This is a genomic window from Campylobacter suis (genome assembly GCF_905120475.1).
GTDB lineage: Bacteria > Campylobacterota > Campylobacteria > Campylobacterales > Campylobacteraceae > Campylobacter_A > Campylobacter_A suis.
The window spans coordinates 1-17,695 of sequence record NZ_CAJHOE010000008.1 but is presented as its reverse complement, the minus strand read 5'-3'; the positions used below and the strand labels follow the sequence as shown (position 1 = coordinate 17,695).

Sequence of the window (17,695 nt, the reverse complement as noted above, 5' to 3'; positions counted from 1 at the left end):
ATTAAATTTTAAAGGCTCTTAAGGCATTTAATATCGCAAGGATAGTCACTCCAACATCAGCAAAGATAGCAAGTGGTATATTTGCATAGCCAAAGGCCGCTAAAACAAGCACTCCAAGCTTAAATCCTATGCTAAAAACTATGTTAAATTTAGCTATACCGATGGTTTTTTTAGCGATTTTTATGGCGGTTACTAGCTTTGAGATATTGTTATTTACAAGCACGACATCGGCCGTTTGCACCGCAGCGTCTGAGCCCAGCATAGCAACGCCCACATCGGCTCTAGCGATAACTGGAGCGTCATTTATCCCATCGCCTACATAGGCGATCGCGCCACTATTTTTAGCGATGATTTGCTCTAAAATAGCGACCTTTTCATTTGGTAAAAGCTCAAAATGTATCTCATCTATCCCAAGACTTTGCCCCACCTCAACTGCCACCGCCTCTTTATCGCCCGTAATAAGAGCTGTTTTTATGCCATTTTGTCTTAGCCATTGGATACTTTTTGCACTTTCTTTTCGTATCTCATCTTTTAGCTCAATATATCCCGCATAAGCACCACCAACTGCGATATGAACCGCTGTTTGGCTTGTTTGCTCTAGTTTATAATGGCTTAAAAATTTTACGCTTCCCACCTCTATCAAAACCCCGTCCACAAGTGCTTTTACGCCAAGCCCTGCGCTTTCTATGACATCTGTTATCTCGCCCGATCCATTGTAAGCTCTGCTGAGCGAAATCGCGATAGGATGCGTGCTGTGACGCTCAGCTAGAGCCGCAAAGCGTAAAATTTCATCCTCGCTAAACTTGCTAGAGCTTATAATTTTGCTAATTACAAACTCGCCCTTACTAAGCGTGCCCGTCTTATCAAATGCGACAGCGCCAAGCTTTGAAAGTGTCTCTATAAAGCTACTACCCTTTATCAAAATGCCATTTTTACTAGCTCCGCCGATACCGCCAAAAAAGCTAAGTGGCACAGAAGCCACCAAGGCGCACGGGCAAGAAACGACCAAAAAGATCACCGCCCTTTTTATCCACTCACTAAACTCGCCCTCAAATATAAATGGTGCAACAAACGCCAAAATAAAGGCAAATCCAACCACAATAGGCGTATAAATCCTAGCAAATTTAGTGATAAATTTCTCACTTTTTGACTTTTTAAAGGCCGCGTTTTCGACCATCTCCAAGATGAGCTTTGCCGTTGAGTTTTCGTAGTCTTTTAGTGTTTTGATATGCACTAGAGCTGATAAATTCACATATCCGCTCATTATCTTATCGCCCACAAAAGCCTCAAGCGGCAGTGGCTCGCCGTTTATGCTTGCTGTATCAAAAAGCGTCCGACCAGATACGATAACTCCATCTATGGCGACCTTTTCGCCAGCTCTTACGACTATGATCTCGCCGACCTTTATCTCGCTTGGAGCAACTTGTAAAATTTGCCCCTCGCGTAAGACATTTGCGTGATTTGGCGTGAGATCCATTAGCTCGGTTATGGACTTTCTAGAGCGCGCCACAGAGTAGTCCTCAAAGCTTTCAGCCACCCTGTAAAACAGCATAATAGCCACCGCTTCAACCATCTCACCAATGCTAAATGCCGCCAAAGATGCGATACTCATGAGAAAATTTTCATCAAGGCTAAGCCCATTTTTTAGGCTTTTTACCGCCTTTATCATGGCTTTATATCCAGCCACTAAAAGCGCACTAGCTAGTAAAACGACTTTGGCGCTTTCTTCTTGCATAAGGCCAAAAACGACCAAAATCACGCTAATGACGATGAGTAGCCACTCTTTTTTAAACTCGCTCACCAAAAGCCCTTAAAATAAAATTTTCATCCCGGGCTCGACCTTGCTCATTTGCGCCTGAGCCTGAGCTAAAATTTCATCCGCCCTGCTCTCATCAAAATCAAGCAAAATTTTACCCATCGCATGGCTTAAAGCGACCTTATTTACTCCATCTATCTTGGCGATCTTGCTCTCTATCTTTGCAGCACACGCAGCGCAACATGCACCTAAAATTTCATACTTTTTTATCATCTTTTACTCTTTTATATGGCTTAAAGCTTGTTTAAAAATTTGCGATATATGCTCATCTGCAAGCGAGTAATAAACCATCTTGCCATCACGGCGATTTTTTACTATTTTGCTTGATTTTAGCACGCGTAGCTGGTGTGAGATAGATGAGTGCGACATGCTAAGAAGTGCGGCTATATCGCACACGCACATCTCAGAAATACTTAGCGCCCAAATGATTTTAACCCGTGTTTGATCGCTAAAAATTTTAAAAAAGTCCGCAAGCTCCGCAAGGCTAGCTTCATCAGCCATTTGAGCCTTTACAGCTGTTAAAATTTCAGTGTGAATGCAATCTATCTCACAAATTTCATCATTTTGCATTTATAAACTTTCTTTAAAAAACTACATATGAGCATATATTCAAATGAAAGTATAAATAAAAATAAATAAAATTCTACTTAATCACATTTTAATTTTGCAAACATCAATTAAAAAGCCAAAATATAACCTTTTGTAACTATCTATCATGCATTTTAAGCTATAGGATAAAAACAAAATAGCCCCAAAGAGGGGCTATTTTCATTAAAGAGATTGAAGAATTTTTGGCTTTGAAAAAGCAGTGATAGGCTTTATCTCGCCTTTAAATTTCTCTATCTGTGCTAGCACAGTGTGGGCTGAGTTGCTTTGAGCTAGCTTTGATGTGCCTTTATCAAATGTAAGGACATTCACACAACCGTGCTGGCATAGGCTCTTCTCACCCCAAACCTCAGGGTCATACCACGCGCCCTCGCATATGATGGCGACACTTTCTTTAACCAAGTCAGTCACTAAAACACCAGCTAGAATTTCACCCCTATCGTTAAACACGCGCACGATGTCGCCGCTGTTTAGACCGCGAGCTTTTGCGTCATTTGGATGCATTAGCACTGGCTCTCTTCCGCTAACTTCAGCAAAATTTCTAATGATAGAGTTATTTAGCTGAGAGTGCAAGCGATAGCGTGAGTGCGGGCTTACGATGTGTATCGGATACTTTTTAGCATTGCCTAGCCACTCTTTTGGCTCTATCCACGTAGGGTGCGCTGGGCAGTCATCATAGCCCATTTTAGCAATGGTTGGAGAGTAAATTTCTATCTTGCCAGATGGTGTGCCTAGGCGGTTTTTGTTTGGATTTTCTCTAAAAGCCGCGAGACGAGTGTAAAATCTCGTGTCGTTGTTGTCCTTATCAAATCTCACAAAACCTTTCTGCCTAAATTCCTCAAAGCTTGGCATTTTATAGCCTAAATTTTTAGCTTGCTCGGCTGCGTCGGTGTAGAACTCTTTTGACCACTCTAGCTCGCTTTTACCCTCACTAAAGACCTCGCCCCTGCCCCAGCGCTTGCAAATTTGCTCGCATATCCAAAAGTCACTCTTACTTTCGCCCATAGGCTCGATGAGTGCTTTGTGAGCTACGATGTATTCGCCTGTTGGGCCTGTTTGGTTTATGTCATCACGCTCGACTTCGATAGCCACTGGAAGGATGATGTCGCTTAGTTTTGCGGTGCTTGTCCAATATGGCTCGGCGGTGATTACAGTGTCAAATTTACGCCACTGTTTTACGATGTTATTTACATCTTGATGACGCGTGAAAATCGATCCTGAAGCAAGATACGCCACTCTCATATGTGGAAGCTTTATCTTAACGCCGTCATAGTCTATCTCTTTGCCAGGATGTTCAAGCGCCTCGATAGAGCGAGATGATGGGATAGTGATGTTTTTAGTCGTTTTCCACGGTGCGCCATCGACATCTTCGTATTTGCTGTCTATTCTGGTGCTTATGCCTTTTAGCACTGGCGCTATCTTATCTAGTGCGCCATCTGCGCCGTATCCTAGGCTAAACTCAAAGCCAAGCCCCTCTTTGCCAATGTGACCTAGCATAGCGTTTAGCACCACAAGCGCCCAGAATGGCTGCTCGCCGTGATCTGCTCTTTGAAGCGCTCTACCGATTAGCACGGTGGTTGGCTCTTTTGCGATAGTTGTGGCAAATTTTGCTATCTCGTCCGCACTGATACCACAAATTTTACTCGCCCAGTTTATATCTTTTACCACTTTATCGGTAGTTCCAAGGAAATAATCCTTAAATTTATTAAAGCCGACTGTGTATTTTTTGATAAACTCAGCATCATAAAGGTTGTTTGTAAATAGATAATGGCACATCGCGATGATTAGCGCAGCATCGGTATTTGGGTTGATGATGAGATTTTGTGAGCCAAAGTATCTTGCCGTGTCGTTTGCCATGACATTTACGCTGTATGTTTTTATGCCAGATTTTTTAAGCTCTTGCATACCTATATAACCATCATGCGTTGGTGGGACAGATGAAATTTGGTTTGTCACGATAGGATCTGTCGCCCAAAATACAACATTTTTCGCATTTTTTATGACCGCTTCCCACTTTGTCGCCATATCATAAACCGAGCTACTTCCAAGCACGTGAGGCATGATGACAAGTCCAGCACCCGTTGAGTAGTCGCCACTCTCTTCGACATATCCGCCAAGCACTTTTAGCATTCTATGAGCGACTGTTCTGCCCCAGCTTACCTTACCGCTACCGCCCCACCAGTAGCATTCGCCATATATCGCCTCTGCGCCGTGTTTGTCAAAATTTTTTTAGTGCACGCGCTGCAAGATCAAGCGCCACATCCCAGCTAACGCGCACGAACTCATCTTTGCCGCGTAGCTCGTTTTTGCTAGGCTTGCCAGCTTTTAGGTAGCTTTTACGCACCATCGGATACAAAACGCGGTTTTCATTTTGTATGGCATCTGGGAGCGAATAGTTCATTGTATTTGGAAATTTATCGCCCTCAAAGTCACTGACTGAGACTATTTGACCTGAGTTGATGTTAGCGTAAAATGGACCAAAACGATTTGCACCAAAGAGCTTTTTGTTGTCAAATATCGTTTGGGTTACACCCTCTATCCTGCTAGCGTTTAACGCTGTTGCACCAAGTGCTGAAAACTTGATAAAATCACGTCTTTTCATCTTTTCTCCCTTTAAAAAAGTTTATTCGTTCGTCTTTGCGTTTTGTTGTAAAAATTTGGTTATCAAACTTAGATAATTAGGCTCGATCGCCACATATCCGATATCTATCATGCTTTGTAAATTTGCTGGCCACTGCGCCGCTGTGAATGCATTTGGTTCATGCAAGCGGTGGCATGCAGAGCAGTTTGTCTCATAAAGCTCGCTAGCCTTTTTATTTAACTCCTTTATATCTTTTGCAATAGCGCTCGTGCTAACTTCATACTCGCCCTCACTCTCGTGCCAAATCTCGCCGTAATCATCTTCGATGTCTTTTATAGCTTTGAAATTTTTAGTATCTTCAGTGTTGTAATTTATGTAAATTTCAGCATTACTCATTGACTTTTGCATAGCGCCTAGGTAGTTTTGCAAAACTGCGCCTTTTACCTTTATGAGTGTTTTATCTGCGTTAGTTTTTAAAACTTCAACTGGTGTTAGGACTAAAATTTTGCCAATCTCTTTGCCATTTTGCATAATAGGCGTATCTGTAGAGATAAAATCTGCATTCGCACATAGCGCAAAACAGAGCAAAATGGGGAAAAACTTAAATATTTTCATAAAAACTCCTTAAGTAGAATTATTAATAAAATAATATAAAATTGTTGCTTAAAATTATATTTGTGTATTGATGGTTAAAGAAAAACAAATTTGGCTTTTTATATAGCCAAAAACAAGAACTAAAAAGCTAGAATAAAAATAGCGATATAAAAGCCAGTTTTTGCTGGCGGATAAATTTATGATAAGATTTTAATGAGCTATTGCTCAATCAAAATATCATTTTAATTTCAAGAATCTAACTTTCGTTTGTCATGATATACCCGCTCTCAAAAATATTTTTTATCTCCACTCCAAGCTCTATTTTTAGGCGATAAACAAGCTTTTGTATTGCATTTTTATTTACAAGTTCATACTCGTAAACAAACTCCTCAACCATCTCATAAGTAACTAAATTGTTTAGATTATAAGCAAGTAGCCAAAAAAATTTATTTTGTAAAAAACTTAGATAAACCTCCACTCCATCCTTATAAATACGCTCTTTTTGCAAGTCAATGCTTACACTTTGCGTAAGTGCTATAAGCTGTGGTTTTGAGCGAAAATTTAGTGTGATTAGCGCACGATAAAGTTCTTGCATATCAATAGGCTTTTTTAAAAACATCATTGCGCCTTGTTCTAGGCTTTTTATTAGGTTATCATCGCTATCAAAACTCGTAAAGACAAGGAATTTTTGATGCGGTTTTAGCTTAAGAACCGCCTTCATCATGTCAAATCCATTCATAATAGGCATATGAATATCTGTCATTATAATGTCTGCATTAAATTTATTAAACAGCTCAAGTGCTTGCATTCCATCTTTTGCACAGTGCAAGGCTTTGCAGTGAGGTTTTAGTGAATTTTTTATAACATTAATGGCGATCTCATCATCTTCTGCTATCAAAATCGATACATCGTTTAATAATTTCAGTGCTTTTTCAGACATTTTGTTCCTTTAAATTTATATCAAAACAGAGCCTAAAAGTGGTTGGATCTGCTATGCTTAATAGCTTAATATCCCCATTTATCTTTTGATTTGCCAGTTTTTTACCAAAGTAAAGCCCTATCCCGTTACCAAATTTTTTAGTTGTTTTTGGAGCTTGAAAAATTTTCTTAGCTAGTTGCGGGCTTATACCACAGCCAAATTCGCTTATATCGATATTACAAATACCATCTTCAAAGCCAATATCTATAAAAATTTCTCTCTTTAAAAACTCCGTTTTATACTTTTCAACAAGTGCGTCTTTGGCGTTGTGAAGCAGTATGAGTAAAATTTGCTGGATTATGTTTTCAATCTGAAAAACATCTCTTTGCTCGCAATTACGCATACTTACACTGACATTTGAACGGCTAAGTTCTATGTGCATAAGCGTTAGTAAATTTTCTATGCTTTTATTTATACAAAATCTACTTGCGACCTCGCTAGTTTTATAAAAATTTCTAAAAACATCGATCGTATGGCTTAATAAATCTATCGATTTTTGTCCATCTTTTAGCATGATATCAAGTTGGTCATTATCTAAAACATTGTTTTTACGAGAGATAATAAGCGAGCTTAAAATAAGTTTTAGTGAATTTACAGGCTGGATAAACTGATGATTTATCCCGCTTATAAGCTCTCCGATTTCGCCCATCCTAGCTTTATGAGTAAGCAAGACTTCATATGCGTGCTTTTGCATATTTAGGCGTGAATAAGCGATATTGTGTAAAAAATTTGCAAGCAACGCAAGACCCAAAAAGCCAAAAAGCACCATGATGGAATTTTGCCCGATTTGATTTAGTAGCTCGCTTGTTTCTTTTTTATTATTTGCACCAACGCCCACAAACCAGTTTAGGTGTTTGATTTCAGAAAGTGAGATGAAATTTGAGCCCATTTGTATGGTATTTTTTACTTCACTCGTTAAAAACATCTCTTCGATGGTGTGTTCTATATCATTTTTTAAAGCTAAATCACTCATCGGAGTTAGTATTTAGTTATGATAAATGAGTAAAAATTTGATGGCAATTTAAAATCTGCGATCTTTTCAAATATATTTTGCAACTTAACAATACCACAAACAACAGCAACAAATTTGCCATTTTTAAAATTTGGCACACAAAAATTCAGCGTTTCTTGCTTTAAAACATGATGTTTTGGCGTAAAATGAACGGTAGGCTCAAGCCTATCTTTTGTAAGAACATACCAAAGTAAGCCCTCTCTTGGGTAGTTTTTGGCATCTATTGGCATCCAAGCGTTATTTATCCACAGCTCGCGATCGGTATTTAGCCGCTGTATGGTGTCAAACTCAGGAGAGTTATTTAGCAAATGCGTTAAGAGCTTAACTATCTCATCATTTGAGTTTGTTTGTTCTATAAATTTACTAGCTCTTTTTAAAGTGTTAATCCTCTCATCAATCCACAGCGTAAAAAGGCTTAGCATATTATTTGCTGTCGTTACTTTGTTTGCGTTTGATAGTTCTAATAAATTAACCCTTGCGCTATGATAAGCATTAACTCCAAGTATGGCAACAAAAATCGTTGCTAAAAAGATAATGATATAAATTTTAACATTACTGCCATACCTTTGAAAATTCAAACAAATCCTTTTTTTAATGTTTATTTAAGCTTAAAGCCAAATGTTAGGCAAAAGTATAGCATACAATTTCATAAAACATATCTTACAAAGGAGAAAAAATGAAGTCTAAATTTTTAACTTCTGTATTAGTTGCGGGCACACTTTTGAGTGTTGGTACTACTTCTGCTTTAGCTCTTGGCGGACCAAGTGGAGCGGCACTTGATTATCCAGTTGCGGGTAAGCTTGGTGGAGTTCACATGGATCCTTACGGGCTTAGTCCTTTATCTGCTGTTATTATGGATGGCGGATATGTGATAGAGAATGCAAAAGTTACCATTCAGCCTAAAAAAGGCGGCGTAGCTTTAAGCTATAAGGTTGGTATACAAAACCTTAGAACATATGGCGGGATACCAGTTGTAGGACTTTATGCTAATTACAATAACACCGTAGATGTTGAATATACTCGCGTTCATAACGGCAAAAAAGAGCAAATAAAAGAGTCTTATAAAATTTACACCTCTCCATACTCTCAGATAAGCACTGGAAGAAGCGCTGGTCCTTACAGTGAAGTAAAGGTGCATAAGGTTGATCCTGAGTTTAAAGATAGAATGTATCTTGTAAATAATGTCGTTGGCAAAGCTGCTGGCAGAAACTCAGCCTATGTTTGGAACAACCCAACAGGCGGTGCTGCTGAATGGAACTACCTATCAAATGCCTTTGTTGTTGATACTCAGGGTGAAATTAGATGGTATATAAATGCAGATAAACTACTTGAATACAATAACATTTTTAACACTGGCATCATGATGGGCTTTAGGCAAAATAGCGATGGCGCTTTAAGCTGGGGCTTTGGTCAAAGATATGTCAAGTATGACTTTATGGGTCGTGAAATTTTTAACCGCCAACTACCTCTTGGCTATCAAGACTTTTCACACTCAATGGACAATATGAAAAACGGAAACTACTTGCTTCGCGTGGCAAGTTCTAACTACAAACGCCCAGATGATAAAAATGTCCGAACAGTTCGTGATGTTATCATAGAGGTTGATCCATCTGGTAAGGTTGTAGATGAGTGGAGATTATTTGATATACTTGATCCATATAGAAGCGATGTTATAAAGGTTCTTGACCAAGGCGCGGTATGCCTTAATGTCGATGAAAAGCATGCTGGACAAACACTTAGTGCAGAAGATCTAGCAAAAATGGATGAGAGCTCAGCATTTGGAGATATCGCAGGCACAGGACCTGGCAGAAACTGGGTGCATGTAAATAGCGTTGATTATGATGCAAATGATGATAGTATCGTTATTTCAAGTCGCCATCAAAATGCGGCAATTAAGATCGGACGAGATAAAGAAGTTAAGTGGATACTTGGCGCACACAAAGGCTGGAAAGGTAAATTTAAAGACAAACTGCTTCAACCAGTTGATAGCAAAGGCAACAAAATCGTTTGCGAGGACGAATACACAAAATGCCCTGGCTATATGAGCGATAAAGGTGGTTTTGACTGGACATATACTCAGCATACAGCATTTGTGATCGATAGCAAGAGCAAAAAAGATCTTACATATCTAGCGGTGTTTGATAATGGTGATAGCCGTGGCTTTGAACAGCCTGCACTTGCTAGCATGAAGTATTCTCGCGGTGTTATCTATAAAATCGACGAGAAGAAAATGACGGTTGAGCAAATTTGGGAATACGGCAAAAATCGTGGCTCAGAGTGGTATAGTCCTATCACATCACTAACTGAATACCAAGACGACAAAGACTCTATCATGGTTTATTCAGCCACAGCTGGCATGCAATACAACCTTTCTGGGGGCAAAATGATCGGCTCTCCAAGACCAGAGATAGATGAGTTTAAGTGGGGAGCAACTGAACCAAGCGTTCAAATTCAGTTTTTTGGAACTGGCTCTGCGTATCAGTCATTCCCTATAAATTTCCAAACAGCATTTGAAAAATAATATTTCATCTGCACTTTTGGGTTTGCATCTAACATAACAGGTGCAAACCCTTCATCATATCCATACTAAAAATTTCTAAAATTTACAAAATACTTTTGATTAAAACATGGTCAAATTCAACTCAACTTACACTAGCGTATATTATTTTATTTTCATATTTTATTAAATACAGACTAGAACAATCCCTAAAAAACAGATATTATAATATTTTTATTATCAGTTAATATATAAAATAATATTTAACTTATATTAAAAATTGCAATAATATTTCATAGTTAATCTTTTAAATTAAGAAATATAAAAGAATTAAGACAAAAATTATCTTTTTTTGAAAGGAAAGAAAATGAGCGAAGAAAATTTCAACAGGCGAGATTTTTTGCAAACTGCCTGTATTGGCGTGGGTGCTCTTAGTCTTAGCGGGGGTGTTACCAATGCACTGGCAAATGATGTAAAAAACAGTGGCAATAAACAGGGCTTGCCAAGCGTAGATGTCCTAGTTATCGGCTCGGGGGGAGCTGGGCTAAGGGCTGCAACTGCTGTGCGTAAAGAAAATCCAAATTTAAGCGTTGTGGTCGCTACTAAGATGATGCCATCACGAAACGCAACCTGTATGGCAGAGGGCGGGATAAACGCAGTTACTGATTTTTCACAAGGCGATAGCTTTAAACTTCATGCTTATGATACCGTTAAAGGCGGTGCATATCTTTGCGATCAAGATACTGTTGTTAAGTTTTGCGAAATAGCAGGCAAGGTTGTGCATGAGCTTGATTTTAACGGAATGCTCTTTTCAAGAAAAGATAGCGGAGATATAAATTTTAGATTTATGGGTGGTGCTAGTAAAAAGCGCTGTAACTTTTCAGCCGATAAAACAGGTCATATCCTAATGCACGCCTGTCTTGATGATGCTATCACAAATGGGGTTAAGTTTTTAATGGATCACGAATTACTTGAAATCGGCGTCAATGAAGGCAAAGCCGAAGGCGTAGTGCTTCGCAATATCCAAACTGGCGAAATTTACCCAGTGCTTTGCAAGTCGTTAGTTATAGCCACTGGCGGATATACGAGAATTTTTTACAACAGAACTTCTACGCCATTTATAGCCACTGGTGATGGCATAGCAGCAGCTCTTAGGGCTGGACTTGGATTTGAAGATCCAGAAATACTTCAATTTCACCCAACAGGCGTTCAAAACGGAGGCTCTCTCATCACAGAAGCTGCACGCGGAGAGGGTGGGTATTTGCTAAATAACAAAGGCGAGCGTTTTATGAAAAACTACCACGAAAAGATGGAGTTAGCTCCACGCGATGTGGTTGCTCGCGCCATAGAAACTGAGATCAGAGAAGGAAGAGGATATGGCGAGGGTCTTAGCTCGTATGTTCTTTGCGATGTTCGTCATCTTGGCAAAGAGAAAATTTTAAAAGCTTTGCCAAAAATTCGCCACACTGCAATGCTTTTTCAAAATATAGACCTAGTTGATACACCAGTGCCTATCCGCCCAACAGCACACTACTCTATGGGTGGCATAGAGGTTGCAAAATTTGACAATATAAGCACAAAAATAGCTGGTATATTTGTAGGTGGTGAAGCCTCTTGTGTATCTCTTCATGGTGCAAATCGTCTTGGCGGAAATTCTCTTACTGACGCTGTTGTTACAGGAGATTTGGCAGGAAAGGGTGCTGGGGATTATGCAAAAGAAGTTAGTGGCTTTACAAATGGAGAAAAAACTGCCGAGCTAGCAAAAAAATGGCAAGATAAATTCAAACAAATCGCAAACGGAGAGGGAAGTGCAAACGATATGTATGCCTTGCGTGAAGAGCTTGGACGAAACAACTGGGATTTGATGGGAATTTTTAGAACACAAGAAAAACTTGATGAGCTATCAAGAAATTTAGAAACAATCCAAACAAAATATGAAAACATACGCATTCCAGATACAAATGCGGTTATGAATACAGCCTTTACCGACTATGTAGAACTTGGCAATCTCATACTTCTTTCAAGGTGTGCTTGCCTAGCGGCACAAAGACGACTAGAAAGCCGCGGAGCTCACACAAGGGAAGACTATCCAAAAAGAGATGATGAGAATTTCTTAAAACATAGCATTGTAACGCTAAAAGATGGCAAGCCAGAGCTTAGCTACAAAGAGGTTGTAACGGGTATATTCTCACTTGATGGTAAAAAACCAGCATAAGGACAATAAGATGAAAATAATAATAGATAGATTTAATGGCACAAAAAAATACGAATCAACATTTGAGTTATCAAAAGATGAGTTGGTTGGCAAAACACTACTGACAGTTTTGCTACACATAAAACAAACAAAAGATATAACTCTAAATTTCACAGCCTCTTGCCGTTCGGCGATTTGCGGTGCGTGTGCGGTTAGAGTAAATGGGCACTCTTATCTTGCCTGTGATACAAAGATGGAGGAGCTACTTAAAGAGTATGAAAATCCTGAAATTTTAAGGATCTCTCCACTTGGAAATTTCAAAGTGATTTCTGATTTGGTTGTGGATTGGGAGCCAAGCATTGAAAATTTACGCAAGATTAAGCCTAGCATAACAGCAAAAAGTGAATTTTCAAAAGAAAAAGGTTGTAAGCAAACTCAAGCCGAGTTTGATCGCATAAGCAAACAATGGGACTGCATTTTGTGCGGTTGCTGTGCGTCTGAGTGCTCAAAGCTAGAAGCTGATCAAAGCGATTATATGCAGCCATTTGTCTTTACTCACGCTTATAGGGCGGCAGCTGATTCAAGAAGCAAAGACGCTATGATACATGTAAAACCATCGGTGACAAACAGACTTTGGAACTGCGTGCATTGCCAGGAGTGTGCTGATCGCTGTCCAAAAGGCATAAGCTCATTTAGCGATATATCAAATTTGCGTGTTATGGCTATGAGAAGCGGGCTAAATGAAGGCGAAGGTCCAGGACATGCTGAGGCATTTTTACTTGATATGGTAGAGGGCGATGGAAGGCTCAATGAGATAAAACTAGCACTTAGAAGCGAAGGTGTTATCAAAAATATGGGCAAAATGGATATAGCAGCAAATTTAATGATGGCTGGCAAGATGAATCCACTTCACATTTTTGGCGGAGATAAGATAGAGGGTCATGATGAGCTAGTTAAGATGATAGAGGCTGCAAGAAAAGCTGAAAAACAAGGAGCGATGAAATGAGTAACACAAAAGAATTTGCATTTTTCCCGGGCTGTGTTTTAAGCCAGGCTGCAAAAGAGTCAAAAATGAGCCTAGAAGCCATAGCTCCGATACTTGGCATAACTTTGCATGAGATAAAGGGCTGGAGCTGCTGTGGTGCTACTCAGGCACAATGCGTAGATCCTATGGCTAGTTTAGTTGCAAATGCTAGAAATATAGCCTTAGCAGAAGGCATGAATATGCCGCTACTTACGACTTGCTCAACTTGTATGCTAACACTAACAAAAGCTAAAAACACCCTTGATAAAGGCGCAAAAGAGCATATCAATAAATTTCTAGCCGAAGGCAAGATGCAGTATAACGGCACAACTGAGATAACAAGTCTACTTTGGGTGCTTTATCAAAATTTAGACACTCTAAAAGCAAAGGTAACTAAGCCACTATCAGCTCTAAAAGTAGCGCTTTTTTACGGCTGTCACTCACTTCGCCCTGAAAAAGAGCTAGTAAAAGAAAGCTCAACTAATCCAAAAAGTTTTGAAGCCGTGGTTAGCGCACTTGGTGCAACGATAGTGCCATTTGAAAAAAGGCTTGACTGCTGCGGTTTTCACGCGAGCTATCCAGCTGTAACATCAGTGCAAAAAATGTCATCTCAGATAGTCGGAAATGCCGATAGTAACGGTGCTGATGTAGTCGTAACTCCTTGTCCGCTTTGCCAAATGCAACTTGACATCTATCAAGAACGCTATCAAGATGCTCAAAACTCAAAGGTTAGAAAACCTATCATTCACCTTTCTCAGCTTGTGGGTCTTGCTCTTGGACTAAGCAATGAAGAGCTTGGACTTGATCTAAATATACAAGATGCGACCAAGTTAGTTTCATAAATTTTTAAGCTTAAGAGTGCTTTTTAGCACTCTTTTGCCATTTTCATAAACTCACTTGCAAGCTCAGATAGCTTTTTGTCCTTTTTGTAGGCTATGGCTAGTATTTTTGCAAGGCTTGGCTCACTTATATCAAAAAGCTTTATCTTATCCCTTTTATCATCTTTTATAAGCTCACTGATACTAAAACACGCGCCAACACCGCTTGCTACGATAGCATTTGCTATATCAAATGTTTCGGTTTCGCATAAAATTTCAGGCTCAAAGCCCGCATTGCTAAAAATTTTATTAAAAATAATGCGACTTTCTTGAGAGCTTTTTGGCAAGATAAATTTCTCATTTTTAAGCTCTTTTATGGAAATTTTTGGCAAATTCTTACTTTTAAATTTTATCGAAAGTGGGTGTGAAATAGGCAAAGCTAGATACGCCATGCTCTTTTTTACTATCTCATAATTTAACAACGCACTATCAATAGGAAGCATCAGCATACCAATGTCGATCTCATCATCAAGAAGCATTTGTTTGATCTTTAGTGTTGAGAAAAGTTGTGAAATTTTAATGTCTGCACTGCTAAAACGCTTACAAAATTTTGGCAAAATATCTGGGAGCATGTTGTAGCCATTTTGTGAAAAGCCTATGCGAATTTTGCCTGTTTGCATAGCACTTAGCTCTTTTATCTGCGTTGTTAGATCATCACACAAGTCGCTAATAAGCGTTGCTTTTGATAAGTAAATTTCACCTGCGTGAGTTAGTGAGATGGGATTTGTGCTGCGGTTAAAAAGGGTCACTCCAAGCTCTTTTTCTAGTGCAAATATGCTTTGAGAAAGCGATGGTTGTGGCACTTTTAGTGCATTTGCTGCCTTTGTAAAACTTTGCATTTAAGCCACTTTTAAAACAAGTTGCATATGTCTAAAATTCATCTTATGCCTTAGTGATTTTTTGCTTATTAAATTTAGCATAAAATAATTTTAATTTTAATATATTTACCAAAACACACCAAACAAACAAAACAGCCTATACTGGTATGAGGATAAAGGAGATGACCCAGCTAACAACCGATGATATAAAAGAGATAGATGGGGTGCTTTGCATAGACATTAACAAAAACTTTGATACGAATCTAGGCAAGAAAAAGAAGGTAAAAACAAGTAGTTCTATTAGACTTATACCACTTCATAGTAAGCTTGTAGAGATTGGGTTTCTTAATCATATCGATATGAGAAAGAAAAAGGCTAAGGAAAATGGTAGGGCGGCTAGAATTTTCTTTAGCGACAATAAAGACTTCTCAGAATACTTTAGAAAAAAGATAAACCATAAAGTCATCGCAAAAGGTAATAAAAGTAAGACCTTTTACTCTTTTAGGCATAGCTTTATAAATAAACTCTTGCAAGCCAATCAACGAATAGAGCATATCGCAGCCTTAGCTGGACACGAACAAACTTATAACATAACAGCTAAAACTTACGGAGAGCAGATAAATCCTAAGATATTAAAGGATGTGGTGGAGGTACTTAGGTATGGGTGAAAAAATAAACTTATATCAAATATGCTATAACACCCATATCATAAGGGCGTAGATGTAAAAATAGATTTTATAGGTGAGAATTTGCTCAAAGAATTTGATGGGTTACCGTGTGATGACTATAAGATTTTAAGTTGCATTTGCTTCCAATATTGGTATAGTTGGTGCCCCAATACTTAACATAAAAAGTCAATGAGTTGCTCAGACACTAACTATGGCTGCTATATGCAAAGCTAATGTCAGATAGCTGAGAGACAGCATAAGTAAAGGTAGGTGGAGTTTAAGGCTATTTTATATACAATATATCAAAAAATGGACAAAATTATGAATAAAACTATTTTTAAGTTTATTTTGGTAAAATCGATATCAAGCAACTTGGTAGCTACGGCTATCAACGACCCCTTGAAAAAGGGGTCTGACTTATGTTAGTAAATGCCTACATTGACGGATTCTGCCTCTAACCACTATTTAAGTTAATTTTAAGTTACTTTCAGTTCTAATTAATACCCTTAATTTACTTTAATTTCCCTTGTTTGCGAAGCTGGGAGCAATATTTAATTACTTTTAATTGCTTTTTCATATGCTTCAATTAATCTTAATTCAGATGAATTAAGGTCAGAAATTAGAGCAGTAAATTTAATTAAGTCGGTATTGCTCCAAAAATTATCCAAAAGTGAGCAAAGTGGAAAATATCGCAACAATAACTATACAAGATAAAGATATTAAAAATCTTATACCACAACTCAGACAATATAAAAAAGTAGTTAATAACCCCAAAGAGTTTTATATTTTTATAAATCCAAAAGGCACAAAAACTTTTAGCCTTAAATTTGATAGCAAATTTATAAAAATAGGCGAAAGGCAAGAAAGTATTTTTACGGTAGCAATAGCGCAAACAAAAACCATGCAAATACTAAAAAAACTAAATAGCGGAAAACAAAATATAGATGAGTTAAGAGGCAAGAAAAAGGACGCTTATATCTATGAAAATCTTTTTTACAAAATCATAGAGCATAAATGAAAAAATGGTAAAAAAGAGAGCTATTTATCAAAGGTTGCTTGCAGACATAAACAATATTTTTTACCAGCATTTGGCAAAATGGATATCAAAGATATTAGATACAGTGATATAAAAGAAATTTTAAGTGCTATTTGACCCAAACAAAACAATACACAGCCATTTATAATCCGAAGTGGGAATATAAATAACGGCTGTGTAAAGTTTGCTTAGGTTCGCTCAAAGTAAAAATTTATATAGGCTATAGTTTGTATTATTTTACAAAAGCAAAATTATGCAAGGGAAGTTAACCCTCCCCCACGCCCTTTTACATGTGCTACTATAAATCTACATCTATGCCTTGTTTTATCTCGATAGTTACACTAGAATTACTAGAATTTGTATATGCATCATAGCCATCATCCGTAGTTGCGACTTTTTCCCAACCACTATCTTTAAAATCAACCTTGTCATTTGCATCACCTGTTATTCTTAACTTATTATTCTCATCTGTTAAGTTAATAACATCGGCTAGTTTAACATTGATAGTCGTAGCATTTGTGCCACCAGACACATCTACTTCTTCGATATTGTTTGCATGGAATGCTAAATGAGTTAAATTTATGCTTGATTCTGGATTAGATAAAACGAGTTTATCGTATCCGCTTCCACCATCGATCGCACCTTCATCTTCAGTACTGCCTATAACTCCGCCTTTTTCTATAATGATAGTATCATCTCCATCGCCAAGATTTATGCTAGTTCTATCAATAGCATCTTTGATGTTTAATGTATCATTACCAGCACCCATATTTATAGTACTATTATAAACTCCATTTCCTATATTTAGCGTATCATTGCCATCACCAAGGTCTATATTTGAAGCAGCTCTTACCCAATCATTGACGTTCACAACATCATTGCCATCACCAGCTATTACAGTTGCGCTATCTATGTTTGTTCCAACAGATAGTTTATTGTTGCCATTTCCAAGGTCTATTTTAGCGCCAGAATTTATCCAGTTATCAACGACA

The 17,695-nt window shown here is 38.2% G+C and carries 15 protein-coding genes and 1 pseudogene; 6 read left to right on the top strand and 10 right to left on the bottom strand.

Annotation, left to right across the window (positions count from 1 at the left end; all coding sequences use genetic code 11):
• Nucleotide 1: 1 nt before the first annotated feature.
• The 8 genes and pseudogenes from LQV35_RS08660 to LQV35_RS08625 all read right to left on the bottom strand — a co-directional run bounded on the left by LQV35_RS08660 (nt 2) and on the right by LQV35_RS08625 (nt 8,166).
• Nucleotides 2-1,801, bottom strand: a complete 1,800-nt coding sequence (locus LQV35_RS08660; RefSeq protein ID WP_230057483.1) for a heavy metal translocating P-type ATPase — start codon at nt 1,799-1,801, stop codon at nt 2-4.
• A 9-nt stretch (nt 1,802-1,810) separates the two neighbouring features.
• Nucleotides 1,811-2,029: a cation transporter gene (locus LQV35_RS08655; RefSeq protein WP_230057482.1), complete on the bottom strand. Its 219-nt coding sequence runs from the start codon at nt 2,027-2,029 to the stop codon at nt 1,811-1,813.
• Nucleotides 2,030-2,032: 3 nt separating this feature from the next.
• Nucleotides 2,033-2,386, bottom strand: a complete 354-nt coding sequence (locus tag LQV35_RS08650; protein ID WP_230057481.1) for an ArsR/SmtB family transcription factor — start codon at nt 2,384-2,386, stop codon at nt 2,033-2,035.
• Nucleotides 2,387-2,587: 201 nt separating this feature from the next.
• A pseudogene (locus LQV35_RS08645) lies at nt 2,588-5,024 on the bottom strand (molybdopterin-dependent oxidoreductase).
• A 21-nt stretch (nt 5,025-5,045) separates the two neighbouring features.
• Nucleotides 5,046-5,618, bottom strand: a complete 573-nt coding sequence (locus tag LQV35_RS08640) for a hypothetical protein (RefSeq protein WP_230057480.1) — start codon at nt 5,616-5,618, stop codon at nt 5,046-5,048.
• Nucleotides 5,619-5,853: 235 nt separating this feature from the next.
• Nucleotides 5,854-6,537: a response regulator transcription factor gene (locus LQV35_RS08635; RefSeq protein ID WP_230057479.1), complete on the bottom strand. Its 684-nt coding sequence runs from the start codon at nt 6,535-6,537 to the stop codon at nt 5,854-5,856.
• Complete coding sequence (locus LQV35_RS08630; protein WP_230057478.1) at nt 6,530-7,549, bottom strand: ATP-binding protein; 1,020 nt, start codon at nt 7,547-7,549, stop codon at nt 6,530-6,532. The genes LQV35_RS08635 and LQV35_RS08630 overlap by 8 nt, the downstream gene beginning before the upstream one ends.
• A gap of 5 nt (nt 7,550-7,554) precedes the next feature.
• Entirely contained in the window at nt 7,555-8,166 is a 612-nt protein-coding gene (locus tag LQV35_RS08625) for a cache domain-containing protein (protein WP_230057477.1), read from the bottom strand.
• Between the two features lie 98 nt (nt 8,167-8,264).
• On the opposite strand from LQV35_RS08625, the gene LQV35_RS08620 reads away from it, so the two are divergent.
• The 4 genes from LQV35_RS08620 (at nt 8,265) to sdhE (ending at nt 14,145) form a co-directional block, all read left to right on the top strand.
• A complete protein-coding gene (locus LQV35_RS08620; protein ID WP_230057476.1) occupies nt 8,265-10,109 on the top strand; it encodes an aryl-sulfate sulfotransferase in 1,845 nt (614 codons plus the stop codon).
• Nucleotides 10,110-10,452: 343 nt separating this feature from the next.
• Entirely contained in the window at nt 10,453-12,300 is a 1,848-nt protein-coding gene (sdhA, locus tag LQV35_RS08615; protein WP_230057475.1) for an 8-methylmenaquinol:fumarate reductase flavoprotein subunit, read from the top strand.
• 10 nt (nt 12,301-12,310) lie between these two features.
• Nucleotides 12,311-13,285: an 8-methylmenaquinol:fumarate reductase iron-sulfur subunit gene (gene sdhB, locus LQV35_RS08610; protein WP_230057474.1), complete on the top strand. Its 975-nt coding sequence runs from the start codon at nt 12,311-12,313 to the stop codon at nt 13,283-13,285.
• The gene (gene sdhE / locus LQV35_RS08605; protein ID WP_230057473.1) at nt 13,282-14,145 is read left to right on the top strand and encodes an 8-methylmenaquinol:fumarate reductase membrane anchor subunit; all 864 of its coding nucleotides are present in this window, start codon (nt 13,282-13,284) and stop codon (nt 14,143-14,145) included. Before sdhB ends, sdhE begins: the two co-directional genes overlap by 4 nt.
• Nucleotides 14,146-14,168: 23 nt before the next feature.
• Here sdhE and LQV35_RS08600 read toward each other — a convergent pair whose 3' ends face one another.
• Nucleotides 14,169-15,020, bottom strand: coding sequence for a LysR family transcriptional regulator (locus tag LQV35_RS08600; RefSeq protein WP_230057472.1), 852 nt, complete (start codon nt 15,018-15,020; stop codon nt 14,169-14,171).
• A gap of 146 nt (nt 15,021-15,166) precedes the next feature.
• Here LQV35_RS08600 and LQV35_RS08595 point away from each other — a divergent pair, with 146 nt between their 5' ends.
• Nucleotides 15,167-15,667, top strand: coding sequence for a tyrosine-type recombinase/integrase (locus LQV35_RS08595; RefSeq protein WP_268250105.1), 501 nt, complete (start codon nt 15,167-15,169; stop codon nt 15,665-15,667).
• Between the two features lie 679 nt (nt 15,668-16,346).
• Nucleotides 16,347-16,685, top strand: a complete 339-nt coding sequence (locus tag LQV35_RS08590) for a hypothetical protein (protein ID WP_230057470.1) — start codon at nt 16,347-16,349, stop codon at nt 16,683-16,685.
• Nucleotides 16,686-17,001: 316 nt separating this feature from the next.
• Here LQV35_RS08590 and LQV35_RS08585 read toward each other — a convergent pair.
• A partial coding sequence (locus LQV35_RS08585) for a hypothetical protein (protein WP_230057469.1) occupies nt 17,002-17,695 on the bottom strand: 694 nt, incomplete at its 5' end.